At 65.8% G+C, this 24,899-nt stretch carries 25 protein-coding genes; 6 read left to right on the forward strand and 19 right to left on the reverse strand.

Annotated features, from left to right (window positions below):
* Window positions 1-64: 64 nt before the first annotated feature.
* The 9 genes from KFE19_00840 to KFE19_00880 form a co-directional block, all read right to left on the reverse strand.
* Window positions 65-670, reverse strand: coding sequence for a DUF4093 domain-containing protein (locus tag KFE19_00840; protein ID QUO38107.1), 606 nt, complete (start codon window positions 668-670; stop codon window positions 65-67).
* Window positions 667-1,722 carry a DNA polymerase III subunit delta gene (gene holA, locus KFE19_00845; GenBank protein ID QUO38108.1) on the reverse strand — a complete coding sequence of 352 codons (1,056 nt, stop codon included), beginning with the start codon at window positions 1,720-1,722 and terminating at the stop codon, window positions 667-669. Before holA ends, KFE19_00840 begins: the two co-directional genes overlap by 4 nt.
* Window positions 1,712-3,982 carry a DNA internalization-related competence protein ComEC/Rec2 gene (locus tag KFE19_00850; protein QUO38109.1) on the reverse strand — a complete coding sequence of 757 codons (2,271 nt, stop codon included), beginning with the start codon at window positions 3,980-3,982 and terminating at the stop codon, window positions 1,712-1,714. The genes holA and KFE19_00850 overlap by 11 nt, the downstream gene beginning before the upstream one ends.
* Window positions 3,979-4,206, reverse strand: a complete 228-nt coding sequence (locus KFE19_00855; GenBank protein ID QUO38110.1) for a helix-turn-helix transcriptional regulator — start codon at window positions 4,204-4,206, stop codon at window positions 3,979-3,981. Before KFE19_00855 ends, KFE19_00850 begins: the two co-directional genes overlap by 4 nt.
* Before the next feature lie 1,100 nt (window positions 4,207-5,306).
* On the reverse strand, window positions 5,307-5,645 hold the full coding sequence (locus KFE19_00860; protein ID QUO38111.1) for a histidine triad nucleotide-binding protein: 339 nt from the start codon (window positions 5,643-5,645) through the stop codon (window positions 5,307-5,309).
* A 26-nt stretch (window positions 5,646-5,671) separates the two neighbouring features.
* Entirely contained in the window at window positions 5,672-5,845 is a 174-nt protein-coding gene (locus KFE19_00865; GenBank protein ID QUO38112.1) for a DUF4250 domain-containing protein, read from the reverse strand.
* Between the two features lie 41 nt (window positions 5,846-5,886).
* A complete protein-coding gene (alaS, locus tag KFE19_00870) occupies window positions 5,887-8,532 on the reverse strand; it encodes an alanine--tRNA ligase (protein QUO38113.1) in 2,646 nt (881 codons plus the stop codon).
* A 334-nt stretch (window positions 8,533-8,866) separates the two neighbouring features.
* Window positions 8,867-9,052, reverse strand: a complete 186-nt coding sequence (locus tag KFE19_00875) for a hypothetical protein (GenBank protein ID QUO38114.1) — start codon at window positions 9,050-9,052, stop codon at window positions 8,867-8,869.
* A gap of 27 nt (window positions 9,053-9,079) precedes the next feature.
* Window positions 9,080-9,523, reverse strand: a complete 444-nt coding sequence (locus tag KFE19_00880) for a hypothetical protein (protein QUO38115.1) — start codon at window positions 9,521-9,523, stop codon at window positions 9,080-9,082.
* Between the two features lie 125 nt (window positions 9,524-9,648).
* Between KFE19_00880 and KFE19_00885 the strand changes: the two genes are divergently transcribed.
* Window positions 9,649-10,182 (forward strand): catalase, encoded by a 534-nt coding sequence (locus tag KFE19_00885; GenBank protein ID QUO38116.1) that lies wholly within the window; start codon window positions 9,649-9,651, stop codon window positions 10,180-10,182.
* 86 nt (window positions 10,183-10,268) lie between these two features.
* Here KFE19_00885 and KFE19_00890 read toward each other — a convergent pair whose 3' ends face one another.
* From KFE19_00890 to mltG, 5 genes are all read right to left on the reverse strand, one after another.
* Window positions 10,269-11,360, reverse strand: coding sequence for a hypothetical protein (locus KFE19_00890; GenBank protein QUO38117.1), 1,092 nt, complete (start codon window positions 11,358-11,360; stop codon window positions 10,269-10,271).
* Entirely contained in the window at window positions 11,335-11,805 is a 471-nt protein-coding gene (locus KFE19_00895; GenBank protein QUO38118.1) for an RNA polymerase sigma factor, read from the reverse strand. Before KFE19_00895 ends, KFE19_00890 begins: the two co-directional genes overlap by 26 nt.
* A gap of 165 nt (window positions 11,806-11,970) precedes the next feature.
* Window positions 11,971-13,368: an FAD-dependent oxidoreductase gene (locus KFE19_00900; protein ID QUO38119.1), complete on the reverse strand. Its 1,398-nt coding sequence runs from the start codon at window positions 13,366-13,368 to the stop codon at window positions 11,971-11,973.
* Window positions 13,369-13,401: 33 nt separating this feature from the next.
* On the reverse strand, window positions 13,402-14,631 hold the full coding sequence (locus tag KFE19_00905) for a U32 family peptidase (protein ID QUO38120.1): 1,230 nt from the start codon (window positions 14,629-14,631) through the stop codon (window positions 13,402-13,404).
* Entirely contained in the window at window positions 14,621-15,766 is a 1,146-nt protein-coding gene (mltG, locus tag KFE19_00910) for an endolytic transglycosylase MltG (protein QUO38121.1), read from the reverse strand. Before mltG ends, KFE19_00905 begins: the two co-directional genes overlap by 11 nt.
* Window positions 15,767-15,883: 117 nt before the next feature.
* Here mltG and KFE19_00915 point away from each other — a divergent pair, with 117 nt between their 5' ends.
* A complete protein-coding gene (locus KFE19_00915; protein QUO39676.1) occupies window positions 15,884-16,060 on the forward strand; it encodes a hypothetical protein in 177 nt (58 codons plus the stop codon).
* A 64-nt stretch (window positions 16,061-16,124) separates the two neighbouring features.
* Here the strand turns inward: KFE19_00915 and KFE19_00920 are convergent, their stop codons facing one another.
* From KFE19_00920 to KFE19_00930, 3 genes are all read right to left on the reverse strand, one after another.
* Window positions 16,125-16,790 carry a thymidylate kinase gene (locus tag KFE19_00920; GenBank protein QUO38122.1) on the reverse strand — a complete coding sequence of 222 codons (666 nt, stop codon included), beginning with the start codon at window positions 16,788-16,790 and terminating at the stop codon, window positions 16,125-16,127.
* Window positions 16,787-17,506 (reverse strand): WecB/TagA/CpsF family glycosyltransferase, encoded by a 720-nt coding sequence (locus KFE19_00925; GenBank protein QUO39481.1) that lies wholly within the window; start codon window positions 17,504-17,506, stop codon window positions 16,787-16,789. Before KFE19_00925 ends, KFE19_00920 begins: the two co-directional genes overlap by 4 nt.
* A 66-nt stretch (window positions 17,507-17,572) precedes the next feature.
* Window positions 17,573-18,484 carry a DMT family transporter gene (locus KFE19_00930; protein ID QUO38123.1) on the reverse strand — a complete coding sequence of 304 codons (912 nt, stop codon included), beginning with the start codon at window positions 18,482-18,484 and terminating at the stop codon, window positions 17,573-17,575.
* Window positions 18,485-18,596: 112 nt separating this feature from the next.
* Between KFE19_00930 and KFE19_00935 the strand changes: the two genes are divergently transcribed.
* Genes KFE19_00935 through KFE19_00950 form a run of 4 tightly spaced genes read left to right on the forward strand, consistent with a single transcriptional unit; the run spans window position 18,597 to window position 21,303 of the window.
* Complete coding sequence (locus KFE19_00935) at window positions 18,597-19,217, forward strand: DNA-3-methyladenine glycosylase (protein ID QUO38124.1); 621 nt, start codon at window positions 18,597-18,599, stop codon at window positions 19,215-19,217.
* A 3-nt stretch (window positions 19,218-19,220) separates the two neighbouring features.
* A complete protein-coding gene (locus KFE19_00940; protein QUO38125.1) occupies window positions 19,221-19,886 on the forward strand; it encodes an HAD-IA family hydrolase in 666 nt (221 codons plus the stop codon).
* The gene (locus KFE19_00945; GenBank protein QUO38126.1) at window positions 19,883-20,497 is read left to right on the forward strand and encodes a pentapeptide repeat-containing protein; all 615 of its coding nucleotides are present in this window, start codon (window positions 19,883-19,885) and stop codon (window positions 20,495-20,497) included. Before KFE19_00940 ends, KFE19_00945 begins: the two co-directional genes overlap by 4 nt.
* Before the next feature lie 35 nt (window positions 20,498-20,532).
* Window positions 20,533-21,303, forward strand: coding sequence for a hypothetical protein (locus tag KFE19_00950; GenBank protein ID QUO38127.1), 771 nt, complete (start codon window positions 20,533-20,535; stop codon window positions 21,301-21,303).
* A 429-nt stretch (window positions 21,304-21,732) separates the two neighbouring features.
* Here KFE19_00950 and KFE19_00955 read toward each other — a convergent pair whose 3' ends face one another.
* The gene (locus KFE19_00955; protein ID QUO38128.1) at window positions 21,733-22,395 is read right to left on the reverse strand and encodes a nucleotidyltransferase domain-containing protein; all 663 of its coding nucleotides are present in this window, start codon (window positions 22,393-22,395) and stop codon (window positions 21,733-21,735) included.
* Window positions 22,396-22,397: 2 nt separating this feature from the next.
* Window positions 22,398-24,854, reverse strand: coding sequence for a UvrD-helicase domain-containing protein (locus tag KFE19_00960; GenBank protein ID QUO38129.1), 2,457 nt, complete (start codon window positions 24,852-24,854; stop codon window positions 22,398-22,400).
* Window positions 24,855-24,899: the final 45 nt, after the last annotated feature.

Consider the following 24,899-nt stretch of genomic DNA (forward strand, 5'->3'; position numbering starts at 1 on the left):
GCAGAGCATACCACCGGGACCTTGGGGGATTTTGTCGAATTTGTTCGATTATCGGAAATTATATTCAGTCCGCAGAGTCCTTCACGGCCATCAGCGCCAGGAAGGCGGAGCGGCCGTAGAGCAGGTTCAGCGCCTCCAGCAATCCGTTGGCGGTCAGGTGCTCCGGCAGCTCCAGCCGCCGCAGCAGGGCCCGGCGCCGCTCGCCGCTGTCCGTGCCGCCGGTGAGACCCAGGGCGAAGAGGTCCGCCTTTGTGATGGGCGGCTCCGGCGGCGTCTGCTCCGCCGCCTCGTCCTCAAAGGTGGCGCCGCAGCGGCGCAGGGCCTCCAGCAGCACCTCGGGCCGCATGCCCTCCACACCCAGCTTCCCCTCCTTGCCGGGGCGGCGTTTACGGCGCTCCTTCCCGGCCACGTCGGGGATGTAGGCCTGCTTCACCCGGTCCTTCGGCAGCGCGCCCTTGAGGTAGTTGCGCAGTACGAACCCGGCGCCGTCGCTGTCGGTCAGGACGATGAGGCCCCGCTCCAGGGCCAGCCGCCGGAGAAAGGCCAGCTTCTCCCTGTCGTTGAACACGGAGAAGCCCCCCAGGGTCACCACCGTGGCGTCCACCACCTGGGAGAGGGTGTTCTTGTCGTAGCGGCCCTCCACCACGATTACTTCCCGGATCTTCCTCATGTGCGCACCGCCCCCAGCCGCACCAGCAGCAGCTTCAGCTCGCCCACGCCGTCCAGGCCCTTCTCGCTCTTCATGCGCTTGTCCAGCACCTGGCACATCTTCACCGCGTCGGCGCACCAGGCGGTGGTGGTCCGGCGGGCGGCGCCCAGCAGGAGCTTGGCCTGGTAGTCGGACTTCATGCCCCACAGCTCCATGAGCCACGCCCGGTCCTTGCCGCCGTCGATGGCAAGGCGCGCGGTGTACAGCCGCCGCAGCTGCCCACCCAGGGTAGCCAGGATCAAAATGGGCTCCGTCTGCATTTTCAAAAGGTCCCCCAGGATCTGCGCGGCCTTGTCGAAGTCCCGGCCGATCACCGCGTCGGACAGCTTGAACACCTCCGCCGACAGCACCGGGTCCGCCACGGCGTCCACGTCCGCCTGGGTGACGGCCTTTCCCTTGGCGTAGGCGGCGATCTTGGCGATCTCCGGCACCAGGCCCGTCATGAGTCCACCGCACAGGAACACCAGATACTCCGCCGTCTGGCGGTCGATCTCCTTGTCCAGGGCCCGGAACCGCCGGGCGATCCAGGCCAGCAGGTCCCCGCTCTCCGCCGCCCGGAACTCCACCGCCTGGACGTGGTCAGCGATGGCCTTGCACAGGTGCTTCATGGTCCGGTCGGGCTTGTAGGCCACGGTGTCGTACACGAACACCACGCAGCAGTAGGGCGGCACGTCGCTGAGGAATTCCACCAGCTGCTCCCGCTGCTCCTTGCCCAGCTTGAACAGGTCCATGTCCGTCACGGCGATCATGGTCCGCTGGGCCATCATGGGCATGGCCTCCGCCATTTCGCTCAGCTGCTGGACCGTCAGGTCCTTGCCCTCCAGGGCGTGGTAGTTGAACTCCTCCGCCCCGGCGGGGATCAGCACCTCCCGCAGCCGGCGCAGATAGTGCGCCCGCAGGTAGCTCTCCTCCCCGTAGAAGATATAGGCGCTGGCGGCGTCGCCCTCCGCCAGGTCCTGCTTCAGTTTCTGGAAAGCCGGGCTGGACCCGCTCTCCCTCTTTTTATAAGCCATGGTCGTCTCCTCGATTCCAGGATATCCGGACCGTGCCCTGCAGGTCCGTGCGGCAGATGGCGGCTCCCGCCGCGGTCAGCCGCCGCAGGGCCTCGGTGCTGGGGTGTCCGTAGCTGTTGCTGCCCACGCTGATGACCGCCACCTCCGGCTGCGCCGCCTCCAGCAGTTCTGCGGAGGTGGAATATTTGGACCCGTGGTGGCCCGCCACCAGCACATCGGTGCCGGAGAGATCGTACGCCTCCGCCAGCCGCTGCTCCGCGGCGGCGCTCATATCACCGGTGAGCAGCAGTGCAAAGTCCCCGCAGTCCGCCCGCAGGGAAAGGCCCCGCTCGTTGTCGTCCTCCCCGGTCCCCACAGGCGGATACACCGTCAGTTCCGCCGCGCCCAGGGGCAGCGTCTGCGCCGCCGTCACATAGCGGACCGCGGTGCCGTGTTCCGCCGCCAGGGCCTCCGCCCAGGTCCGGGTGCCGCTGTCGTCCTCCGTGTCCGGCAGGTACAGCGTGTCCACCGCCACCCGGGACAGCAGCTCCTCGAGGCCGTTTACGTGGTCGGCGTCATAGTGGGTCAGCAGCAGATAGTCCAGCTTCCGGCAGCCCATCGAGGCCAGATAGTCCCCGGCGATGCCGCCGGCGCTGTACCAGCTGTTGCTGCTGCCGCAGTCCGCCAGGGCGTACATCCCCTCCGAGGCCAGCAGCACGCTCTGCCCCTGCCCCACGTCCAGCACCAGGGCCTCCAGATCGTTGACGTGGTAGGAGGCCTCCCCCAGCTTCACCGTGGCCGCCAGGGACACCGCCGCCAGGGCGGCGGCTGCCGCGTACCGGCGCTTCGGCCCGGACCGCATGGCCCAGGCGGCGCCGAAGAGTACATACACGTACCCCAGCCAGTATTTGAGGTAGGGGTTCGCCAGATACAGCGCGTGGTACGGCAGCCCCGCCAGAAAGCGGGCCACGGAGAGAATATACCACACCAGCGCCCGGGGCGCCAGTGCCAAAATCGCCGCAGCGGGGCAGACGAAGGCCAGCACCGCCGCTGTCAGTCCCATGATGAACACCAGGCTGGCGGCCCAGAGGCACAGGAGGTTGCTCAAAGGCGACACCAGCACCAGATAGCCGAAATACCCGGCGCTGAGGGGCACCGTGAACATCAGCGCGCCCAGGGAGGCCGAAAAGCTGGCCGCCGTGAAGCGAAACACTCTGCCGCGCCTCTTTCCGCCCTGCAGCAGCCGGTACAGCCGCCCGGTCACCGCCAGGATGCCCGCCATGGCGGCAAAGGACAACTGGAGGCTGATGGAGGCCGCCGCAAAGGGGTTCACCAGCAAAATACCCATCAGGGCGGCGCACAGTGACGTGATCCCATCCCCCTCCCGGCGGAACAGCGGTGCCGCCACCAGCAGGCTCAGCATCACGCAGGCCCGGACCACCGAAGGGCTGGCCCCGGTCAGCAGGGCGTAGAACACCAGCGCCGGAAGGGTCACGGCGGCCAGGAGCCGCCGCCGGTGCCGTCCCACCAGCAGCTCCCCCAGGGCCAGAAGGAAACCGCAGTGAAGGCCAGACACTGCCAGGATGTGGTACAGCCCCGCCTCCGACAGGTCCGAGGACGCCGCCTCGGAGAGACCGCTTTTGTCCCCGGTGAGGATGGCGGTGAGGAAGGCGCCGGTGTCTCCCTGGCCCCAGAGGGCCGAGATCTGCCGCCGCAATGCCTCCCCGGCCCGGACGGGCCACCACCGGGGCGAGTCCATGGATCCCTCCCCCACCTCCGGCTCGCCCCGGTTGTAGGCCAGCAGGAACACGCCCTTGGAGGTAAACGTGGTGATGTCGTCGTCCCGGATCCGGGCGGCGCTGCTGAGCGCCGCCAGATCCGTCACGGTCTGGCCCGGCCGGAGGTCCAGCAGCGTCTCGTCGCCATAGTAGACAGCCCGGCCCAGGGGATACCCTGCCAGGCGCACCGTGACCTTGGCGCCGTAGTCTGTGGGGACGGCGTAGTCGCAGAGGGTCATGGTCACCACCTGCTCCGTCCCGGCCAGGGCCTCCAGAGGCGCCTGGACCTGCCGGATGTACAGCCAGTTCCACCCAAAGGCCATGGACAGGGCGCACAGGGCGATCAGGCCCCGCCTGCGGCCCGGCGACGGCAGAGCCAGGGCCAAAAGGGCCGCAGCAAAGCAGCCCGCCGCGGCAGGGATCTGCCACGCCGTGCCCGGCAGGTACTGCGCCAGAAAGATGCCCAGGGCGAAGGCCCCGGCGAACAGGGCCAGTTTTCTCATGGATGGTTTTTAATGGGCGGCGTGGGGTCGTCGGTGCGGCCCAGGAGATAGTCGGTGCTGACGTTGTAGAAGTCGGCCAGCTTGATTACTGCCCAGGTGGGGATCTCCCGGATCCCCTTTTCATAGCGCCAGTATACATTGCGGCCCATATTCAGGTATTCCGCAATCTCGATCTGCGTCTTGTCGTGATCGACGCGCAAATCCTCCAGTCGCTGAAAATGCATGGTATCACCTCAGAAAAATGCTACCAAACGGCAACATTCTTCTGCTGCATTTTCATCCATACGGATTCACTTTATACATCATAGCATATGGGGGTGATAAATGCCATGTATTTTCATGCGTGGTCCTCACGCCGGGCGGGAGGCCGCGGGATCCCCGCGGGGGACCCGCCCCCATTTTCTTTTGTCTTGACAAAAGAAAACGGCCGCGGCCGGTCAAAAGAAAACCGCCGGGGCGGCAAAATGCCCCGGCTGGGGCGTTTTGCCGGAATACGGGGGTCGTGCGAAGCGGTGCGGCGGGCGTCGATGGCCCCGTCGCCCCTGCGCCTTACTCTGGCAATCGAAAAGCCTGGTCCCCGCATAACGACTGCGGCAGAGGGACGGGGTGGAAAATCGCACTTGCCTCTGCTCCTCTTTCCGCGCGTTCCGCTTTGCTACGCGCTGGTCCGGCGGTCCCGCCGGCCTTGCGTCTTTCCCTGACGGTTGAAGGCTTCTGCTGCCGTATGGACCCTGCGGCGGTAGGACGCGGGTGCTTGTCGATTTTGCCTGCGTCTCTTTCCGCTGCCGCTGCCTGAGTGCTCACGGAGAGCACCGGAAGCGGCTCCATGCCTGGAACTGCGCTGCCGCTGGCCCGGTGCCGGTAAAAAGCCTGAGCGGCAGGCGGATATGGAAATCCGCCCCTACGGCAAACTGGGCAGCCAACTGCGCATCCCCGGCACCGGCAGGGCGGGCCCCATACATCCCGCCGCAGCGTGTTTCCGAGCTCTCTTCAAATGCCAGGTGAGCGGCAGCGAAAAGCGGCGCTGGTCCATTCGTTTCCCGCCCCGTCTACCCACCCAAAGTGGTTATGCGGGGACCATGCTCTTCGCGGAACCGGTCCGGCGCAGGTCGACGGGGCCATCGACACCCGCCGGACCGATTCGCACGACTCCCGCACTCACGAAAGGGCGGCCCGGATGGGCCGCCCTTTCGTCAAAAGCGTTTTTTCTCTTGGACCGGCCGCGGCCCGTTCTCTTTTTGACGCTGGCAAAAAGAGAATGGGGGGGCGGATTCCTGCGGCAAAGCCGCACTTCCCGGAAGCCCTCCGGCCAAAGCGCAGCCGCTCAGCCCGGAGGCCAGGTCATATCCCGGCCGCTGAGCACGTGGAAATGCAGGTGGAACACGCTCTGCCCGGCCTGCTCGCCGATGTTGGAGACCACCCGGTAGCTCTCCATCCCCTGCTCCTTGGCCAGCTTGGCGATGACCTCGAAGATGTGGGCCACCACGGCGCTGTTGTCCGCCGTTACCTCGGACACGGAGCCGATGTGGGCCTTGGGGATCACCAGGAAATGGGTGGGCGCCTGGGGGGCGATGTCGTTAAAGGCGAAGCAGACCTCGTCCTCGTAGACCTTGCTGCTGGGGATCTCCCCGGCGATGATCTTGCAGAATAAGCAATCGGACATTGTACAAACCTCCTTCGTTGGGACGTTCAGATGAACTGATTATACACCGGATCGTACCGGTAGTCCAGTCCCGCCAGGGCCCGGCACAGATCCGCCTCGTCGGCGTCCAGATCGGCGCACAGGGCCGCCAGGCTGGGGTACTGGTCCCGGAGTTTTGTGTTTACATAACTCAGAAGAATACAGGGGTCATTGGGTAACATAGCCGTTCTCTTTCTGTAAAGGATTTTTCCTGTTCAGGCTTTCAGATGCCCAGCTTCTCCGCCACGAAATCGTCCACAGCAGCCAGCGCGTCGTCCAGCTTGAGGAGGTCAGATCCGCCGCCCATGGCGCTGTCGGGCTTGCCGCCGCCCTTGCCGCCGCAGACGGCGCAGACGGTCTTGACCAGGTCGCCGGCCTTGACGCCCCGGGCCACGGCCTCCTTGCCGCAGACGGCCAGGAAGGTGATCTTACCAGCGTTGACGGAGGACAGCACGGCCACCACGCCGGCCTCCTTGTCCCGCAGGAAGTCGCCCATCTGGCGCAGGGCACCCGCGTCCATGCCGTCCCGGTGGACGGTCAGGACCTTGAGGCCGCCCACGTCCTTGGCGGCGGTCAGGAACTGACGGGCCTCGCCCAGAGACGCCTCGGCCTTGAACTTCTCCAGGGCCTGACGGGTGGACTTCAGCTCCGCAGCCTGCTGCTCGGCCTTGGCGGCCAGCTCACCGGGGCTGGTCTTGAACACCTGGGCCGCCCGGAACAGCAGCTCCTGGTTGTGGTTCATGACCTCCAGGCTCAGCTTGCCCACGGTGGCCTCGATCCGGCGGACGCCGGAGGCGATGGAGCCCTCGGACTTGATGCGGAAGGTGCCGGCCTTGGCGGTGTTGTCCAGGTGGGTGCCGCCGCACAGCTCCATGGAGAAGTCGCCCATCTCCACCACGCGGACGGTCTCGCCGTACTTCTCGCCGAACACGGCCACGGCGCCCTTGGCCTTGGCCTCGTCGATGGGCAGCTCCTCGGTGACCACGGAGTAGCCCTCCAGGATGGCGTCGTTGACCAGGCGGTCGATCTCCGTCAGCTGCTCGGGGGTGATGGCCTCGAAGTGGGTGAAGTCAAAGCGCAGACGGTCCGGCTCCACCAGGGAGCCCGCCTGGTGCACGTGGTCGCCCAGGACCTTCTTCAGCGCGGCATCCAGCAGGTGGGTGGCGCTGTGGGCCCGGCGGATGGCCTTGCGGCGCTCGGTGTCGATGGTGGCGGTGACGGTGTCGCCCACCTTCAGCACACCCTCGGTCACAAGACCGCTGTGGAGGAACTTGCCGCCCTTGTTCTTCTGGACGTCCTTCACCTCCAGCACGCCGCCGTCGCAGCGGATCACGCCGTGGTCGGCCACCTGGCCGCCCATTTCGGCGTAGAAGGGGGTCTGGTCCAGGACCAGCGTGGCCTCGGCACCGGCGGCCACCTCGTCCCGCAGCTCGCCCTCGGCCACGATGGCCAGGACCTTGCCCTGGGCCTCGTCGTGATCGTAGCCCAGGAAGGTGGTGGCGGGCATCTCCTTGCCGAACTCGATGCCGGCCCAGCCCAGGTCGCCCAGGGCCTCCCGGGCCTTCCGGGCGCGGACGCGCTGCTCCTCCATCATCTTGTCGAAGCCGTCGCGGTCCACGCTCATGCCGGCCTCCTGGGCCATCTCCACGGTCAGGTCCACGGGGAAGCCGTAGGTATCGTAGAGCTTGAAGGCGTCGGCGCCGGAGAACACGGTCTCCCCCGCCGTCTTGTGGGCGGCGAGCATCTCGTCGTAGATCTTCATGCCGCCGTCGATGGTGCGGGCAAAGTTCTCCTCCTCGGTGCGGATGACCTTGGTGATATAAGCCTGCTTCTCCCGCAGGTCGGGATAGGCGCACTCGTTCTCATGGATGACGGTGTCCACCACCTCGTAGAGGAAGGCGTGGTTGATGCCCAGGAGCTTGCCGTGGCGGGCAGCCCGGCGCAGCAGGCGGCGCAGCACGTAGCCTCGGCCCTCGTTGGAGGGCAGGACGCCGTCGCAGATCATGAACACGGCCGAGCGGATGTGGTCGGTGATGACCCGGAGGGAGACGTCCTTGGCGTGGGACTCACCATAGTGGGCGCCGGTGATCTCGCTCACTTTGTTGGTGATGTTCATGACGGTGTCCACATCGAACAGGGAGTTCACGTTCTGGCACACGCAGGCCAGGCGCTCCAGGCCCATGCCAGTGTCGATGTTCTTCTGCTTGAGCTCGGAGTAGTTGCCCTGGCCGTCGTTGTCGAACTGGGAAAAGACGTTGTTCCACACCTCGATATACCGGTCGCAGTCGCAGCCCACGGTGCAGCCGGGCTTGCCGCAGCCGTGCTCGGGGCCGCGGTCATAGTACACCTCGGAGCAGGGGCCGCAGGGGCCGGAGCCGTGCTCCCAGAAGTTGTCCTCCTTGCCGAAGCGGAAGATCCGTTCAGCGGGGATGCCGATGTCCTTGTTCCAGATCTCGAAGGCCTCGTCGTCGTCCAGGTAGATGGAGGGATACAGGCGGTCCTCCTCCAGGCCCACCACCTTGGTCAAAAACTCCCAGCAGAAGGGGATGGCCTCCTTCTTGAAGTAGTCGCCGAAGGAGAAGTTGCCCAGCATCTCAAAGTAGGTGCCGTGGCGGTCGGTCTTGCCGATGTTCTCGATGTCGCCGGTGCGGATGCACTTCTGGCAGGTGCACACCCGGTGGCGGGGGGGCTCCTCCTCCCCGGTGAACCAGGTTTTCATGGGGGCCATGCCGGAGTTGATCAGCAGCAGGGACTTGTCGTTGGCCGGGGGGATCAGGGAAAAGCTGGGCAGACGCAGGTGGCCCTTGCTCTCAAAGTAGCTGAGGAACATCTCCCGCAGTTCGTTCAGCCCGTAGTAGGGATGTGCCATGGTGTTCTTCCTCCTGTATGATGAATTTTTCTGATCGCGGTACGGATAAGGGCCGTCCGCGGAGGCGCAAAAAAGCCCCCGCCCCGGTTTAGGGGCGGAGGCGCAAGGCTTCCACGGTACCACCCTAATTATCCCCCTGACGGGGGCGTCTTAGCCATCCGGTAACGGGGATGAGCCGTCCCGCTCGTCGCGGGCCGCTCCGAAGTGGCTGCCGCAAGGCCTTGGCGAGGGGCTTGCACCGTCTCCCCTCTCGCTGACGCCGGTCTCCTGCGGCTGGCTTCGTCCTGGCATTTATCAGGTGAACGCACTTATTATATCCTTTTTTCTCCGTTTGTCAAGACGGTTTCCGGTCCGTTTCCCCCGGTTTCCCGCCGTTTCTCCGGCGCAGGACGCACCGGCCCGTGACGGCGCACTGGCCGCAGCCCACGCAGTGCATCACGCCGCTGCCCATCAGCGTCCGCCATACCCAGAAGGTCCCGCCCAGCACGATCGCCAGGATCAGCCACTGATACCAAGCCATACCATACGCCCTCCTTTTTAAAGGATCCTACCATGAAAAAGGCGGCTCTGTCAGTGGCATCTGCAACAGGCGCAGTCCAAAAAGGGGCAGCAGCGCCTCCGCCGGGGCGGGCAGGTCCGGCGGCAGCGGAAACTCCTGGGGCTCCACGGTGCCGCCGTCGGGCCGCAGCAGGGCTCGCTGAAGGCAGACCACCGGCTCGCTGAGGCTGGACAGGGTCAGGCTGTCCCGCTGGGACAGGCCGCAGGTCACCACCGTCTCCGCCCGGACGCGGGCCAGCACCGCCTCCGCCCGGTCCCCCGGCACCAGCAGCACACCGCAGTCCGCCCGCTCCAGGTCTCCGCAGCCCCGCTCCGTCAGGGCAAGCACGCTCCAGCGGCGCAGCGTCAGGTCCCGGGCCGACTCCGCCGCCAGGGCCCGGGGCGGCAGCAGCGGCCGCCAGAGCGCGGGACAGTGCCAAATGATCCCCTCCATGATAACACACCTCTCCGGCCTAGTGTCTGCGTCCGAAGGCCGTTCCATGCGTAAAATTTTGCTCGTCATTTTCGCTGCGGTGTGCTATACTGTTACATTGAGAAATCCCATCGGAGGTGAGGGCCATGAACTTCTGGGGCCATCTGCGGACGGTCCACCGCCACCGCGCGCTGGTGCGGAAGTACTGCTTCCGCCTGGGGCTTTACTGGCAGGGGCTGACCCACGACCTGTCCAAATACTCCCCGGTGGAGTTCTTGGCCGGAGTGAAGTACTTCCAGGGGGACCACAGCCCCAACGACGCCCAGCGCCGGACTTTCGGATACAGCGCCGCCTGGCTCCACCACAAGGGCCGCAACCGCCACCACTTCGAGTACTGGACCGATTACAGCCTCAAGGGCGAGGGCATCACCGGCGTGGAGATGCCGAAGCGGTACGTGGCGGAGATGTTCTGCGACCGGCTGGCGGCCAGCCGGGTGTACCGGGGCAAGGACTTCGACCCCGCGGACCCCTACAAGTTCTTCCAGTGGTCCATGCAAAAGCGCATCCTCATCGCCCCGGAGACGGCGGCGCTGCTGGAGACCATGCTGGTGAAGCTCCGTGACGAGGGCGAGGACGCCGCCTTCGACTACATCCGAAAAGAGGTGCTGGGCAGGCCGTAAGGCCCTGTGCTGTACCGGATAAAAAAGCAGGAGGACCTCACGGTCCTCCTGCTTTTCTCTTTTGGGGCGGTTCCTGCCCCAAGCGTTCAGTTCAGCGGGATCCTGGTCTCGCCCCACAGCAGATAGTCCGCCTCTGACAGGTCCAAGGGAGCCGGGAGGCTGCCGGAGCACACCTGGAGGCCATCCTCCTCCCCCAGGAAACCGCCGGTGACGGAGACTTCCGTACCGTCCTTCAGCACCAGCGACAGCGGCGCGCTGGGCGTGATCGTCAGCCGCGCCGCCGTGGCGGCGCCGTCCTCGTCCACCGCCGTCACGGCCGGGGGCTCCTCCATGGCCGCCTGCTCCGCCTCCTGTGCGGCTTGGGCGGTGGCCTCGTCGATGCGGTAGGTCCACCGGGCCCCCAGAGGCGAGATCTCCAGCGTCTCCATGGTGATGGGGCCCCAGGAGGTCTGGGCGGTGACGCCGGCCACATCCAGCGTCACCACGCTCTCCTCTCCCATATCCTCCGAGATGGGGAAGGCGAAGTCCCCGGTGAAGATGGGGGCGAAGATGCTCTTATCTCCGATCTCCCACTTCCAAAGGCCCGGGATGCGGAGCGTCAGTCCCGCCAGGTCCCCGTCGGCGGTGACGTCCACCACCAGGGCGATCTTGTTGTCGGTGGGATCGCCGTCTTCCAGGCAGGTGACGCCGATGAAGTAGGAGAGGTCCTCCACCTCCCGGCCCTCCGCCGTCTCCAGCCGCATCCGATGGGTCTCCGGATCGTCATTGCTGGAGAGCCAGTAGACCGCGTCGCCCTCCAGCGCGGGCAGCACGGTCCCCTCCGGGGCCTCCACCTCCAGCATCAGGTACAGCGCCCCCTGGCCGCCGAAGGCCGCCTGAGGCGTCATGGTGGCGCCGTTGCTGGTGACGGCGGCGGGCAGCGTCCCGCTGAGGGCCTCCACCACCGCCTGCTGTCCCTGGTCCATAGGGCCGAAATACGCCTCCCACAGAGGAAACGTCACCGCCGCCGCAGTACCCACCAACAGCACTGCGGCCAGCACCGCCGCCATGCCCCGCTTCACCCAGGGAGAACGGCGGGGAGCCGCCTGCTCCGCCATGAGGGCGTCGGTCAGTTCCGCTCTGCCCTGCTCCGTAAAGCGCAGGCGGTCCAGTTCACTCCGATAGACATTCTGTTCCATAACTGCCTCCCAGCATCGTTTTCAGCTTGGCCTTGCCCCGGTAGAGGTAGGTGCTGACCTGTCTGGGGGCACACCCCATCAGCGCCGCGATCTCCTCCACGGTATATTCCTCGTAATAGCGCAGGTAGACGGCCCGGCGGTACTTCTCCGGCAGGGCCTGCACCGCCTCCAGCACCGGGCTCTCCCCCGGCTCCGGCAAGTAGACGGCGGCGTCTGCCGCGGCCTCCATGGGCGCCCGGCGGCGCTGCCAGGCGGACTTGCGCCAGTCCTTGCAGCAGTTGACCGCCACCCGCAGCACCCAGGCCCGCTCCAGCCGCTCCTCATCAAAGCGGCGGGGGCTGGTCAGCAGCTTCAAAAGCACCGTCTGGCAGATATCCTGGGCGTCGTGGATGCTGCCGGTCCAGGTGTACGCCAAGCGCAGCACCGTGTCCGACCAGCGGTCCACCGCCGCCTCCGCCTGTTCTCTTGTGTATGTGATGACTTCCGTTGGTATCCACTCCTCTCGCGGCGCCGTTCACTGATAAAACGACAAAGCCCCGGCCAATCTGGCGGCAGGATGAAAAAAAGCCGCCGGGAATATTTCCCGGCGGCTTTGGCGTGGCTTGGGAGATCAGCCCTCCTGGGCGATCTTGCGGCCCATGAGAGTGCCCATGACGGAGGCCATCATCAGCCCCCGGGTCCAGCCGGAGCTGTCGCCCAGGCAGTGGAGACCCTGGAGGCTGGTGTTGAAGTCGGTGTCCATCTTCACCCGGTTGGAGTAGAACTTCAGCTCGGGAGAGTACAGCAGCGTCTCCGTGGAGGCGAAGCCAGGCACCACGTAGTCCATGGCCTGGATGAAGTTGATAATGTTCATCATGGCCCGGTAGGGCATGGCGGCGGTGATGTCGCCGGCCACGGCATCCGGCAGGGTGGGCCGGATATTGGACTGGGCCAGCTCCTTCTGCCAGGTGCGCTTGCCGTCCAGAATGTCGCCGAAACGCTGGACCAGGATCTGGCCGTTGGCCAGCATGTTGGTCAGCTCGCCCACCTTCTGGGCGTAGGCGATGGGCTGGTTAAAGGGCACGGAGAAGTTGTGGGAGCAGAGGATGGAGAGGTTGGTGTTGTCGCTCTTGAGGTCCTTGTAGGAGTGGCCGTTGACCACCGCCAGGTCGTTGTCGTAGTTCTCCTGGCTGACGAAGCCGCCGGGATTCTGGCAGAAGGTGCGGACCTTGTTCTTGAAGGGCTTGGGATAGCCTACCAGCTTGGACTCATACAGCACCCGGTTCACCAGCTCCATGACCTCGTTGCGCACCTCCACACGCACGCCGATGTCCACGGTGCCGGGGGCGTGGGCGATGCCGTGCTCGGCGCAGAGCTTTTCCAGCCAGTCGGCGCCCCGGCGGCCGGTGGCCACCACGGTGTGCTTGGCGTAGATCTCCAGGTCGGTTTTGCCGTTGGAGATGGCCACGCCCTTGCAGACGTCATTTTCCAGAATGATGTTGCTGCACTCATAGCCGAAGTACATCTCCACGCCGTTTTCCTGGAGGAACCGCTCGATGCCCAGGTAGATGGCCTGGGCCTTCTCAGTGCCCATGTGGCGGATGGGACAGTCCACCAGCTTGAGGCCCGCCTGGATGGCCCGCTTGCGGATCTCCTTGCGCTCGGCCTCATGCTCCAGACCCTCGATGTGGGTGTCCGCGCCGAACTCCAGGTAGATCTGGTCGGCGTAGTGGATGGTCTCCTGGGCCAGGTCCTCGCCGATCAGGGTGGGCAGGTCGCCGCCCACCTCGTAGCTCAGGGACAGCTTGCCGTCGGAGAAGGCGCCGGCGCCGGAAAAGCCGGTGGTGATGTGGCAGTAGGGCTTGCAGTTCATGCATTTGCGGGTCTTATCCTTGGGACAGTGGCGCTTTTCCACCGGCTGTCCCTTCTCCACCATGACGATCTTCTGGCGGCTGCCTTTCTTGATCATCTCCAGGGCGGTGAAGATACCGGCGGGGCCGGCGCCGACGATGACAACATCTGCGTTCATAGGGACGTTCTCCTTTTTCTCTCGTTTTCCTCTTTATTTCGCCGACAGGTCCGCCTGGCGCCGCAGCAGCGACCAGGCCGGCACCGGCCGGGGCAGTTTCATATGAAAGACGGAGCCCGGGGTCCGGGGCTCGGTCAGGGGGGCGCCGTCGGCGTCAGTCATCTCCGGCACCGTCAGGGCAAAGGGCCGCGTGTCTGGTCCCACCACCTCCACCGTGTCTCCCGCGCGGAACTTGTTGCGCAGGGACAGTGTGGCGTTGCCCTCGCCGTCGCAGTCCGTGACCAGGGCGATCACCTGCCACTGCCTGATATACCGGGAGGTGTCGTAGTACTGGCCCGGCGGGCCGTAGTAGAAGCCGGTGGAGTAGGGGCGGTGGCTCACATGCTCCACCTCGTCCCGCCAGACGCCGTCCAGGGGCTCCCCCGCCGCCGCGGCGTCCAGGCAGTGGCGGTAGGCGCCGGTCACGATGGCGGCGTAGTAGGCGGACTTGGCCCGGCCCTCGATCTTCAGGCTGGTGAGCCCCGCGTCCATAAGATCGTCCAGGTGGTCGATCATGCACATGTCCCGGGAGTTTAAGATGTAGCTGCCCTGGCCGTCCTCCTCGATGGGGAAGTACTCGCCGGGGCGCTTCTCCTCCATCAGGGCGTAGTGGTAGCGGCAGGGCTGGGCGCAGGCGCCGCGGCTGGAGTCCCGGCCGGTCATGTAGTTGGAGAGCAGGCACCGGCCGGAGTAGCTGACGCACATGGCGCCGTGGACGAAGGCCTCGATCTCCAGTTCTTCCGGCGTCCTGTCCCGGATGGTGCGGATCTCCTCCAGGCTCAGTTCCCGGGCCAGGATCACCCGGGAGGCGCCCAGGTCGTACCAGGCCCGGGCGGTGACGGGGTTGCAGATGCTGGCCTGGGTGGAGATGTGCCGGGCGCAGCGGGGGGCGTACTTCCCCGCCAGGGTGAAGGCGCCCAGGTCCGCCACGATCACCGCGTCCACCCCGGCGTCGTTGAGCAGCTCCAGGTGGGCCGGAAGGCCCTCCACTTCGTCGCAGCGGGGCATGGTGTTGATGGTGCAGTGGACCTTCACGCCGTGGCTGTGGGCCAGGGCGACGGCGGTGCGGAGCTCCTCGTCGGTGAAGTTCCCGGCGAAGGCCCGCATACCGTAGCTCTGCCCGGCCAGATACACCGCGTCGGCGCCGTAGCGGACGGCCATCTCCAGCCGCTCCATATCGCCCGCCGGAGCCAGCAGCTCCGGCGGGCGCCGCTTACCCGGCATACTGGCCGCTGGCAAGGAAGGCGTTGTGCTCTGCCAGCGTGGTGGAGAAGTGGTGCTTGCCGTCGGTGCCCAGGGCGTAGTAGTAGTAATTGGTCTCAGCCGGGTCCAGGGCAGCCTGGATGGAAGCTAGGCCCGGGTTGGAGATGGGCGTGGGCGGCAGGCCCTTGTTCTTGTAGAGGTTGTAGGGGGAGTCCACGGCCTTGTCCTCGTTGGTGATGGCCCCCTCGTGATCCGGCAGGGCGTAGAGCAGCGACGCGTCGATCTGCAGCAGGCCAGCGGTCTCATAGGAGGTGTTGTTCAGACGGTTGTAGATGACCGAAGCGATGTTGGCCTGGTCGGAGCCGTCGGTCTCCTCCTCGATCAACGAGGCGATGGTGATGATCTCCTCCAGGGAATACTTGGAGGCCTCCACCTGCTCCATGCCGTCGCTGCCCAGACGGCTGACAAAGTTGGAGATCAGCTTGTTCAGGGCGTCCTTGGCGTTGTGCCCCACATAGAACTCATAGGTGTCCGGGAAGAGGTAGCCCTCCAGCCTGGAGAGGTCCTCGCTGTTGTTGTCGATGAAATCGTAGTCGAAGGTGGCGGTCTGGGCGGCCTCGGTCAGGGCCTCCTCGGTGTTGACACCCTTCTCCGCCAGCAGCGCGATGGTCTGGCGGACCGTGTAGCCCTCGGGGATGGTGACGGTGACGGTCTCGGCGTTGAGGTTGCCGGAGGAGCTGTGCATCCCCACGATCAGCGCCCGGTAGTCCATGTCGGTGTTGAGCGTATAGGTACCGATGCCGATTTTTTCATCGGCGCCGGAGAAGGCGGCAAAAATGCGGAAAAACCACTTGTACTTGATCAGCCCGGCCTCCTGGAGCTTATCCGCCACGTCGCCCATGGAGTCCTCGGCGGTCACTTCCACAGTCACCTCCTCAATGGCACCCCGGTTGAAGGCGCACAGATCACAGGCCAGCAGCCAGCCCACCCCCGCCAGCAGAGCGGAGATCAGCAGGACCAACAGGATATAGACGAAGGGGTTGATGCGGCGGCGCCGCCGTTTCCGGGGACGAGCCGTCCGTTTGGGCGCCGGCTGGCTCCGGCGGACCTGCTCGCTGTCCCAGCTGGCGGTATCACCCTTTTTGAAATCAGACATATGAACCTCCTGTTCTTCCCGCTCCGGCGGACCGAAGCGGCCAGAAATCCCTGTGTTTTTCCCCAGCGGGGGAAATTTTTCAATGGCCAGGCTCTCCCGGAGCCAACGGCGCATAGAATGTCTCAAAGCGAGGTGACAGACATGTGCTTCAACAACGGAAACAACAACTCCTGCCTGTGGATCATCCTCATCCTCATCGTGGTTTGCTGCTGCTGCGGCGGCTCCATGGGCGGCAGCAGCTGCGGCGGAAACTGCGGGTGCGGCTGCAATGACGGCTGCAACACCTGCTGCTAAGCCGGGCGGGGCGGAAACGGGGCGGAAACGCCCCGCTCTTCCCTGTCCCGTATTGGGACAGGCCTCACGGAAGCATTCCCACCAGGTCCCAGATCTCCCGGTGGATGTCCTCCGGCGGGCGGACGGTGCCATCCCGGTCGCAGCGGACCACGGTCCAGCCCAGCTGTCGGGCGATGGAACGGGCATTGTCCCGGCAGGCGCGGAGGTAGTCCTCATCCTGCTCATGGATGTCGGCATGGGTGCCGGTGGCCTGCTGGCGCTTGCGGAGCATGGCCTCGGACAGCTCCGTGGGCAGATCCAGGTAGATCACCAGATCCGGCGCCGGAAGGCCCATGCGGTGATACTCCAGGTCGAACAGCCAGCGCAGATATGCCTCCCGCTCCCCCGCCGGCAGCTTGGAGGCCTGATGGACGGCGTTGGAGGTGGTGTAGCGGTTGGCCAGGATCAGCTCCCCGGCCTCGTAGGCGCCGCCCCAGTCCTCCTTGTAGGAGGCGAAGCGGTCCACGGCGAACAGCACCGACGCGGCGTAGGCGTTCACGTCCCCGGCGTGGGCGCCCAGGGCGCCGTCCAGGTACAGCTTGGCCGGCTCGGCGAAGGGATTGCCGTACCGGGGAAAGTCGATCTCCCGGAAGGCGCGGCCCTCCCGCGCCAGATGCTGCGCCAGCAGACAGGCCTGGGTGGCCTTGCCGGAGCCGTCGGTCCCCTCCAGCACGATCAGCTTGCCCCTCATTTGCGTCTCCTCTCCTGCCGCACATGGACCAGAAACAGCGGCAGCTTCATCATCCGGCCAATCCGCCGGGGCTCCTTGCACAGGCGGTAGAACCACTCCAGCCCGTGGTCGGACCAGAACTTGGGGGCCCGGGCCACTACACCGGCGAACACGTCCAAGCTGCCGCCCAGGCCGCACAGCAGCGCCGCCCCGGTGGCCGCGCCGTTGGCGGCAATCCATTTCTCCTGCTTGGGCGCGCCCAGGCAGACAAACACGCAGTCGGCCCCGCTGCGGCGGATCTCCTCCGCCACCGGGCCGTCCTCCTTGAAGTAGCCGTCGCGGGTACCGGCGATGGTCAATCCCGGATACTGCGCCGTCAGCCGCTTTGCCGCCAGCTCCGCCACGCCGGGCTTGGCTCCCAGCAGGTACAGGGACTTGCCCCTCTCTGCCAGTTTCCCCATCAAATGCCCGGCAAATTCAATCCCGGGCGTTCTTTCTTTCAAGGGCGTACCCAGCATGGCGGCGCCCTTGATGACGCCGATGCCGTCCGCCAGCACCAGATCCGCGCCGTTGACGGCGGCCGCGGCCGCCCCGTCGGCCCGGCAGACCTCCACGATCTCCGGGTTGGGCGTCACCACATAGTGGGGCCCCGGCTGGTCCAGCAGCGCGCAGGCCCGATCCACGGCCTCCGCCATGGTTACATTGTCAAAGCCTACGCCCAAAACGTCGATCCGCATGGAATCACCTCGCAGCATACTCATACAGTTTTATAGTATAACACAATGAAAAACCTTTGTCCAATGTCAAATCGCCGCCGGTTTCTTCCGCTCCGGCAGCTGGGCCAGCACCACCGCCGCCAGCATCAGCACGCAGCCGAAGTACTCCTTTCCGCTCATCCGGTCTCCCAGGATCAGCGCTCCGGCCACCGTGGCGAACACGGACTCCAGGCTTAAAAGCAGCGACACCACCGTGGGGTTGGAGTCCTTCTGCGCCAGGATCTGAAGAGTATAGGCCACGCCGCTGGAAAACACGCCCACATACAAAATGGGACCCGCACAGCGGAGGATGGCGGACAGGCTGGGGTGCTCCGTGGCCAGCATCCCGATGACCGACAGCACCGTCACCACCAGGAACTGCCCGCAGGACATGTCCACGCCGTCCACCTTCTGGGTGAAGTGGTCGATGACCAGAATGTGGGCGGAGAAGCACACGGCGCACAGCAGGATATAGATGTCGCCGCTGCTGACCGTGAAGCCCTCGTTGATGCACAGACAGTACAGCCCCGCCACTGCCAGCACCACGCCCAGCCACACGGCCCTTGGCACACGGCGGCGGAACAGCAGCCCCGCCACCGGTACGATGACGATGTACAGCGCCGTGATGAACCCGGCCTTGCCGGAGGTGGTGGTCTCCAGCCCCTTCTGCTGGAGATTGGTCGCCAGGGTCAGCGCCGCGCCGCAGCACAGGCTTCCCAGCACCAGATCCCGCCGGGCGTGGGGCCGGGGCGCAGCGCTGCCGGCGAAGTCCCGCCGCCGCAGGCGCCGGAACACCGCGCTGAGAATCAGCAAAAATACAAAGGCCACGGCCGCCCGGACGGCGTTGAAGGTGAAGGGCTCCACATAGTCCGCACTGACGCTCTGGGCCACAAAGGCCGTGCCCCAGATCAAAGCGGCCAGCACCGGAAAGACATTCTGACGGATTTGATTGCTTTTCATCGCTCTTGCTCCCATACTCGTTCCATGGTAAAATAAAGCATCGTTCCGCCCTTCCGTCCCCTGCGGGGACGAACGGGCACGACGGGTCGTATTTTAACACCGAGGTGAGAAAATGGCAAGGCTTTGCAGGGAATTCTATCTCCAGGACACCCTCTCCGCGGCGCAGGCGCTGCTGGGAAAGTGTCTGGTCCGCCGGCTGGACGGGGAGCTGCTGGCGGTGCGGATCACGGAGACGGAGGGCTACATCGGCCGGTGCGACAAGGCCTGCCACGCCTTTGGCTACCGCCGCACTGCCCGGACCGACACCCTCTTCCGCCAGGCAGGCACCGCCTATATCTACTTCATCTACGGGATGTACCACTGCCTGAACTTCGTCACGGAGCCGGAGGGCGAGCCCGCCGCGGTGCTGATCCGCGCCGGGGAGCCCCTGGCGGGAGTAGAGACCATCCGGCGTCTGCGCTTCGGAGACAAGCCACTGACCTCCTATCGGAGGAAGAATTTTCTCAACGGTCCCGGCAAACTCTGCAAAGGGCTGTCCCTTACCCGAGCGCAGAACGGCCTGGACCTGGTGACGGACGGTGAACTGTTTGTCTGCGACGGCCCGGAGGACCTGGGCCTCCCTGCTCCGGCGCCGGTCAGGGAGCGGATGCGCTGCGGGCCCCGGATCGGGGTGGACTACGCGGAGGAGGCCCGGGACTTCCCCTGGCGCTTCTGGCTGGAAAAGGAGGAGTGAGCCTTGCTGCTATTTGATATGGACGGGACGCTGATCGACTCCAACGGCGTGTGGAAGGATGTGGACCGGACCTTCCTGGCCCGCCGGGGCCTTTCCTACACCCACGCCTACTACGAGGGCGTGGCCCACACGATCCTGCCCCTGGCAGCCAAATTCACCAGGGAGTACTGCCATCTCAGCGAGTCCTGCGAGGACATCATCGCCGAGTGGATGGACCTGGCCAAGGACGCCTACGTCCATGTGGCGGTGAAGCCCGGCGTCCGGGCGTACCTGAAGCAGTGCCGGGCGGAGGGCCGGTCCATGGCGGTGGTGACCTCCAGCGTGCCGGAGCACTGCCGCACCGCCCTGGAGCGGCTGGACCTGATGAAGTACTTCGACCGCGTCACCTTCGCCCACGACCTGGGCCTGGAGAAAAAGGAACCCGCCATCTGGCTGGCGGCGGCCAAAGCCGCCGGCGTGGAGCCGGAGGCGTGCACCGTGTTTGACGACAGCCTCTCCGCCTGCCGGGGCGCCCGGGCGGCGAAGATGCGGGTGGTGGGCGTGTACGATCCCTTCTTCGCCCGGGACGAGGGAGCCATGCGGGGCTTTTGCGACGTGTATATCAAGAGCTTCCAGGAGCTTTTGTGGATGCCGGAGCAGCGGGAGGAACAACGGAGGCGGCGGTCATGAGCGACTTTACAGAATTGCTGGCCCGGACCCGGGAGGAGGAGAGCCGTCTCCCCGCCGGGCTGACACTCACCCAGGAGACGGCGGAGGGGCTGGACCTTTCCGACCTGGAATTCCACGACGCGGCGCTGCGCAAGTGCCGCTTCATCCACTGTGACTTTTCCGGTGCCGCCTTTTTCGGCTGCCGCCTGGAGAACTGTGACTTCTCCGGCTGCCGCCTGCCGGGCTCCTTCTGGCGGGATTGCCGCCTGAGCGGCTGCAAGGCCGACGGGGCGGATTTCCGCCGCAGCCGTCTCAAGGACACAGTCCTGGAGCAGTGCCTGTTCCGGTCCGTTCCGTTTACAGGCGGCCGCTGGGACCGGTTAGCCGTGAAGGAATGTAACTTCACAGAGGCCATCCTGTCGGAGCTGCGTCTTTCCAAGGTGACGCTGGAGCAGACCGACCTGACCCGGGCGGAGCTGTTCCGCACTGCTCTTGCCGGCGTGGACCTGACCACCTGCACCCTGGACGGCATCGTGCTGTCAGAGACCTGCGCCGAGCTCAAAGGAGCCGCCATCCACGCCTCCCAGGCGGCGGTGGTGGCCCGGATCCTGGGCATCGAAGTAAAACCGTAACCGAACCTGACATCAAGAGAAAGGAAGCGATCTGCATGAACCGCGTTTTGGAGAAATACCGGGCGGGCCAGCCCTCCGTGGGCACCTTCACCCACTTGCGCAGCTCCGTGGCCGTGGAGGCCCTGGGCACTGCCGGGCTGGACTTTGTGGTTCTGGACACAGAGCACTGCGTTCTGAACCCGGAGACCATGGCGGAGTGCATCACTGCCGCTGGCGCCGCGGGGCTGGATGCCCTGGTCCGCATCCACTCCGTCACCCGGGAGGCAGTGCTGCACCCCCTGGACCTGGGGGCCAAGGGGCTCATCGTCCCGGCGGTGGAAACCGTGGAGGAGGTGGAGCGGCTGGTCCGCTTCGCCAAATTCCCCCCTGTGGGAGGCCGGGGCTTCTGCCCCACCCGGGACGGCCTGTGGGGCTGTGACGAGGCCTCCCTGGCCGGGGCCGCGGTCTACATGGACCGCAGCAACCGTGAGACCCTGCTGATCCCCCAGTGCGAGACCGCCGGGTGCCTGGCGAACATCGAGGCCATCGCCGCCATGGAGGGCGTGGACGGCATTTTCGTGGGTCCCCTGGACCTGTCCATCGCCCTGGGCTGCCCCATGGAACTGGACGCGCCCCAAATGCGGGAGGCGCTGGCGCGGGTGGTGGCCGCCTGCAAGGCCGCAGGGAAGCTGGCCATGATTTTCTGCGGCGACGCGGAAACCGCCAGGAAGCGGCTGGCCGCAGGCTTTGACAGCGCCGCCCTGGGGCTGGACGTGCTGGCATTGATCCAGAGCTACCGGGCCATGGCGGAGGCAGTCCGAGGCTGAGATCTGCCGGAGGCGAAAGAGAGCAGACACCTGATGGTGTCTGCTCTCTTTTCTGCGCCCAGGATGCAGGACCTCTTTTCTTGGCGGGCCGGGAGTGGGAGTTTTTGCGGGCCGCTCCCATCTGCCGGGAGGCTAGGTCCCCGCGGGGATGTACCCCATTCTCTTTTGACCTGGCAAAAGAGAATGCACCGCACCAGGCGGAAGAGAAAACCGCAGAGACAAGCAGGAGGACCTTCCGGTCCTCCTGTTCGTAAGTACGGAGATCACGCAAACCGGTCCGGCGGGCATCAATGGCCCGTCGACCCCGCGCCGGGCCCCGGCGGCCGGAGAACTGCGTCTCCGAAAAGCGGGCTCGGCAGATTGGGCGGGGTGGATATCGAACCTGCCCGCTTCTTTGGCCGCTGCCGCCGGCCGGGGGCAGGGCGCCGTTCAGTCCTCCCGTCGGCGGATCAGATCGCCGCTCCACTCCAGCAGCAGGGCCGTCAGGGCGTCCAGGTCCAGGGGATGCTCCCCCTGCCGGACGGCCTCCGCCGCCCGGAACACCGCCAGGTCCGCCCCGGTCAGGGCCTTCCCCAGGTCCCGATGACGGCGGTAAAAGGTCCCCGTCTCCAGATACGCCTTGGCCTGGAGGGCGAACACCGCCCCCTTGCAGGTCCCCTCCGCCGCGGACAGATCCCGGCCGTGGAGGCCGTTGTGGCAGCAGAGGTGATAGATGCCGCAGGCGGCGGTATGCAGCGCCCGGCGGGCGTCGCCGGGCTCCTCCGGCGGCAGCAGATCGGAGAGACAGCCATAGTAATCTGTGGTGTCGCGGCGGAACTGGAACAGCTCCCCCCGGTCCCAGGCGGCCAGCTCCGCCGCCCCGGACACGAAGCCGCAGAGCTTGTCCCATTCCGGCAGAGCCGCCGCGGCGGTGCGGTACGTCTCCAGGTCCGCCGGAGTCAGTTCGTCCAAAATCAGCACGACGTCGATGTCGCTGTCCGGCCCGGCCTCTTCCCTGCCGCGGCTGCCCTGGAGGCCGATGTACCGCACCCGGTCCCCGAATGCCACCAGCATGGCGGCCTCATACGCCGCCATCCATTTCGTCATATCCATGGTCACAGCTTCTTCATGTGGCTGCCGGCGAATTTCAGCATCAGCCGTTTGGGCTTGTCCTCTTTTTCAAACTGCACGGTCACCATGGCGTCGCCGGACATGGGCTGGACGGCGGTGACGGTGCCCCGGCCGAAGGCGTTGTGCTCCACAGTGTCCCCCACTGCCAGCTGCAAAAGCCCTGCCGTGCTTCCCGCCGTCCGTCCGGAGGCGGAGGCCAGGGGCTTGCGGACCGGCTCCCGGGGCTTGGCGGCGCCGTAGGTCCGCACCGGAGCGGACCGGGCCGGGGCCGCGCCGAAGCTGTCGCCCCAGGGGGCGGTGTCCAGGTCGTCCCGCCGGGCGGCACGGGGCTCCGGCTTGCTGAGCCAGCGGAGGTTCTCCTCCGGGATCTCCTCCAAAAACCGGGAGGGCCGGTTGGTGCTGGTGCGGCCGTAGAGCATCCGCTGGCGGGCGTTGGTCAGTGTCAGCTTCTCCTTGGCCCGGGTCATGGCCACATAGCAAAGGCGCCGCTCCTCCTCCAGCTCCTCCTCGTCGTACTGGGCGGAGGCTCCGGGGAAGATCCCCTCCTCCATGCCCACCACATAGACCCACGGGAACTCCAGGCCCTTGGCGGCGTGGATGGTCATGAGGGTGACGGACTCCTCCCCGGCCTCCACGCCGTCCAGGTCCGTGTACAGGGCGATCTCGTTGAGGAAGCCCGAGAGGGTGGCGTCCTCCGGGTCCCGCTCCAGGAAGCCCAGGATGTTGGATTTCAATTCCTGGACGTTCTCGATGCGGCCCCGGCTCTCCAGGTCGTTCTTCTCCTCCAGGGCACGGATGTATCCGGTCTGGTCGCAGACGGCGTCGTAGAACTCCGGCAGGGCCAGCTCTCCTCCGGCCCGGCGGAGGCCGTCGATCAGGTCCGCAAATTTCAGCAGCTTGGAAGCGGCGCTCTTGAGCTCCGGGAACAGGTCTGCGTTGCGGATGATCTCATAGAGGGACGCCCCCTGGCTCTCGGCGAGAAGCGCCACTTTATCCAGGGTGGTGTTGCCGATGCCCCGGGCGGGGACGTTGATGATCCGCCGCAGGCGCAGGTCGTCCAGGGGGTTGTTGAGGACGCAGAGGTAGGACAGCATGTCCTTCACCTCCGCCCGGTCGAAGAACTTCATACCCCCCACCACCTTGTAGGGGATGCCGTTGCGCTTCATGGCGTATTCCAGAGCGTTGGATTGGGCGTTCATCCGGTAGAGGACCACGCAGTCGGAGAACTTCCGCCCCCGATTCAGCCCCGAGAGGATGTCCCCGGCCACGTAGTTGGCCTCGTCGCTCTCGTTGAAGGTGGTCTTGACGGTGACCGTCTCCCCGGCGCCGTTGTCGGTCCAGAGGGTCTTGCCCTTGCGGCCGGTATTGTTTTGGATCACGGCGTTGGCGGCGTCCAGGATGTTCTGGGTGGAGCGGTAGTTCTGCTCCAGGCGGATGGTCCGGGCGTTCTTGTACTGCTTTTCAAAGCTGAGAATATTCTCGATGTTGGCGCCCCGGAAACGGTAGATGGACTGGTCGTCGTCGCCCACCACGCAGAGGTTCTTGTACCCTCCCGCCAGGAGGCTGGTGAGCAGGTACTGGAGATGGTTGGTGTCCTGGTACTCGTCCACCAGCACGTAGCGGAACTTGCGCTGGTAGTACTCCAGAACCGACCGCTCCTGGCGCAGGAGGGTCACGGTGTGGTAGATGATGTCGTCGAAGTCCAGGGCGTTGGCGGCGCGGAGCTTTTTGGCGTAGGCGGCGTAGACCTTGGCGATGCGGGCCATCTTCCAGTCGGCCTCATTGGAGTGGGCCCTGGCAAAGTCCTCCGGGCTCTCGTAGCGGTCCTTGGAAGCGCTGATGACGGAGAGGACGGCGCGGGGCTGGAAGGCCTTCTCGTCCAGGTTCATCTCCTTGAGGATGTCCCGCACCACCCGCTTGGAGTCGTCGGTATCGTAGATGGTGAAGTCCTTGCCGAAGCCCAGCCGGTCGATGTCCCGCCGCAGGATGCGCACGCAGGCGGAGTGGAAGGTGGAGGCCCACACGTCCTCCGCCGCCGGGCCCAGCCGGACCGACAGGCGCTCTTTCAGCTCCCCGGCGGCCTTGTTGGTAAAGGTGATGGCGATGATCTCCCAGGGCTTTGGCACGTCCACGGCGCAAAGGCGCACCGCCCGGCGGTACTGCTCCTCGTCCGGCTGGTCCGGCAGGGTCTCCAGGAAATGAAGGTCCTCCTCCGTGGCCCAGCCGGGGACCTCGTCGGTGTCGCTGCCCCGGCCGTAGGTCAGGAGATTATACACCCGCTGGATCAGCACCGTGGTCTTGCCGCTGCCGGCGCCGGCCAGCAGCAGCAGCGGCCCCTCGGTCGTCATGGCGGCCTGGCGCTGCATGGGGTTCAGACGCCGCAGGTCCCGGGCGATGACGGCCTTGCGGGCGGCGATGTAACGCTGTTCAAAATCAGTCATAGGGTCCACCTGTCCTCATAGTCTCGCAGACCATTCTATGACAAA

It is taken from the genome of Dysosmobacter sp. Marseille-Q4140, from assembly GCA_018228705.1.
GTDB lineage: Bacteria > Bacillota > Clostridia > Oscillospirales > Oscillospiraceae > Oscillibacter.

Bases quoted from the DNA above. Each gene is read 5' to 3' on its own strand.
- KFE19_00935 (QUO38124.1), top strand. From the start codon at position 18,597: ATGGCAAGGCTTTGCAGGGAATTCTATCTCCAGGACACCCTCTCCGCG.
- holA (QUO38108.1), bottom strand. From the start codon at position 1,722: ATGGCTTATAAAAAGAGGGAGAGCGGGTCCAGCCCGGCTTTCCAGAAA.
- KFE19_00855 (QUO38110.1), bottom strand. From the start codon at position 4,206: ATGCATTTTCAGCGACTGGAGGATTTGCGCGTCGATCACGACAAGACG.
- KFE19_00900 (QUO38119.1), bottom strand. From the start codon at position 13,368: ATGAACGCAGATGTTGTCATCGTCGGCGCCGGCCCCGCCGGTATCTTC.
- KFE19_00905 (QUO38120.1), bottom strand. From the start codon at position 14,631: ATGCCGGGTAAGCGGCGCCCGCCGGAGCTGCTGGCTCCGGCGGGCGAT.
- KFE19_00960 (QUO38129.1), bottom strand. From the start codon at position 24,854: ATGACTGATTTTGAACAGCGTTACATCGCCGCCCGCAAGGCCGTCATC.
- KFE19_00955 (QUO38128.1), bottom strand. From the start codon at position 22,395: ATGGATATGACGAAATGGATGGCGGCGTATGAGGCCGCCATGCTGGTG.
- KFE19_00885 (QUO38116.1), top strand. From the start codon at position 9,649: ATGAACTTCTGGGGCCATCTGCGGACGGTCCACCGCCACCGCGCGCTG.
- KFE19_00920 (QUO38122.1), bottom strand. From the start codon at position 16,790: ATGAGGGGCAAGCTGATCGTGCTGGAGGGGACCGACGGCTCCGGCAAG.
- mltG (QUO38121.1), bottom strand. From the start codon at position 15,766: ATGTCTGATTTCAAAAAGGGTGATACCGCCAGCTGGGACAGCGAGCAG.
- KFE19_00915 (QUO39676.1), top strand. From the start codon at position 15,884: ATGTCTCAAAGCGAGGTGACAGACATGTGCTTCAACAACGGAAACAAC.
- KFE19_00930 (QUO38123.1), bottom strand. From the start codon at position 18,484: ATGAAAAGCAATCAAATCCGTCAGAATGTCTTTCCGGTGCTGGCCGCT.
- KFE19_00880 (QUO38115.1), bottom strand. From the start codon at position 9,523: ATGGAGGGGATCATTTGGCACTGTCCCGCGCTCTGGCGGCCGCTGCTG.
- KFE19_00890 (QUO38117.1), bottom strand. From the start codon at position 11,360: ATGGAACAGAATGTCTATCGGAGTGAACTGGACCGCCTGCGCTTTACG.
- KFE19_00875 (QUO38114.1), bottom strand. From the start codon at position 9,052: ATGGCTTGGTATCAGTGGCTGATCCTGGCGATCGTGCTGGGCGGGACC.
- KFE19_00865 (QUO38112.1), bottom strand. From the start codon at position 5,845: ATGTTACCCAATGACCCCTGTATTCTTCTGAGTTATGTAAACACAAAA.
- KFE19_00850 (QUO38109.1), bottom strand. From the start codon at position 3,982: ATGAGAAAACTGGCCCTGTTCGCCGGGGCCTTCGCCCTGGGCATCTTT.
- KFE19_00860 (QUO38111.1), bottom strand. From the start codon at position 5,645: ATGTCCGATTGCTTATTCTGCAAGATCATCGCCGGGGAGATCCCCAGC.
- KFE19_00925 (QUO39481.1), bottom strand. From the start codon at position 17,506: ATGCGGATCGACGTTTTGGGCGTAGGCTTTGACAATGTAACCATGGCG.
- alaS (QUO38113.1), bottom strand. From the start codon at position 8,532: ATGGCACATCCCTACTACGGGCTGAACGAACTGCGGGAGATGTTCCTC.
- KFE19_00945 (QUO38126.1), top strand. From the start codon at position 19,883: ATGAGCGACTTTACAGAATTGCTGGCCCGGACCCGGGAGGAGGAGAGC.
- KFE19_00840 (QUO38107.1), bottom strand. From the start codon at position 670: ATGAGGAAGATCCGGGAAGTAATCGTGGTGGAGGGCCGCTACGACAAG.
- KFE19_00950 (QUO38127.1), top strand. From the start codon at position 20,533: ATGAACCGCGTTTTGGAGAAATACCGGGCGGGCCAGCCCTCCGTGGGC.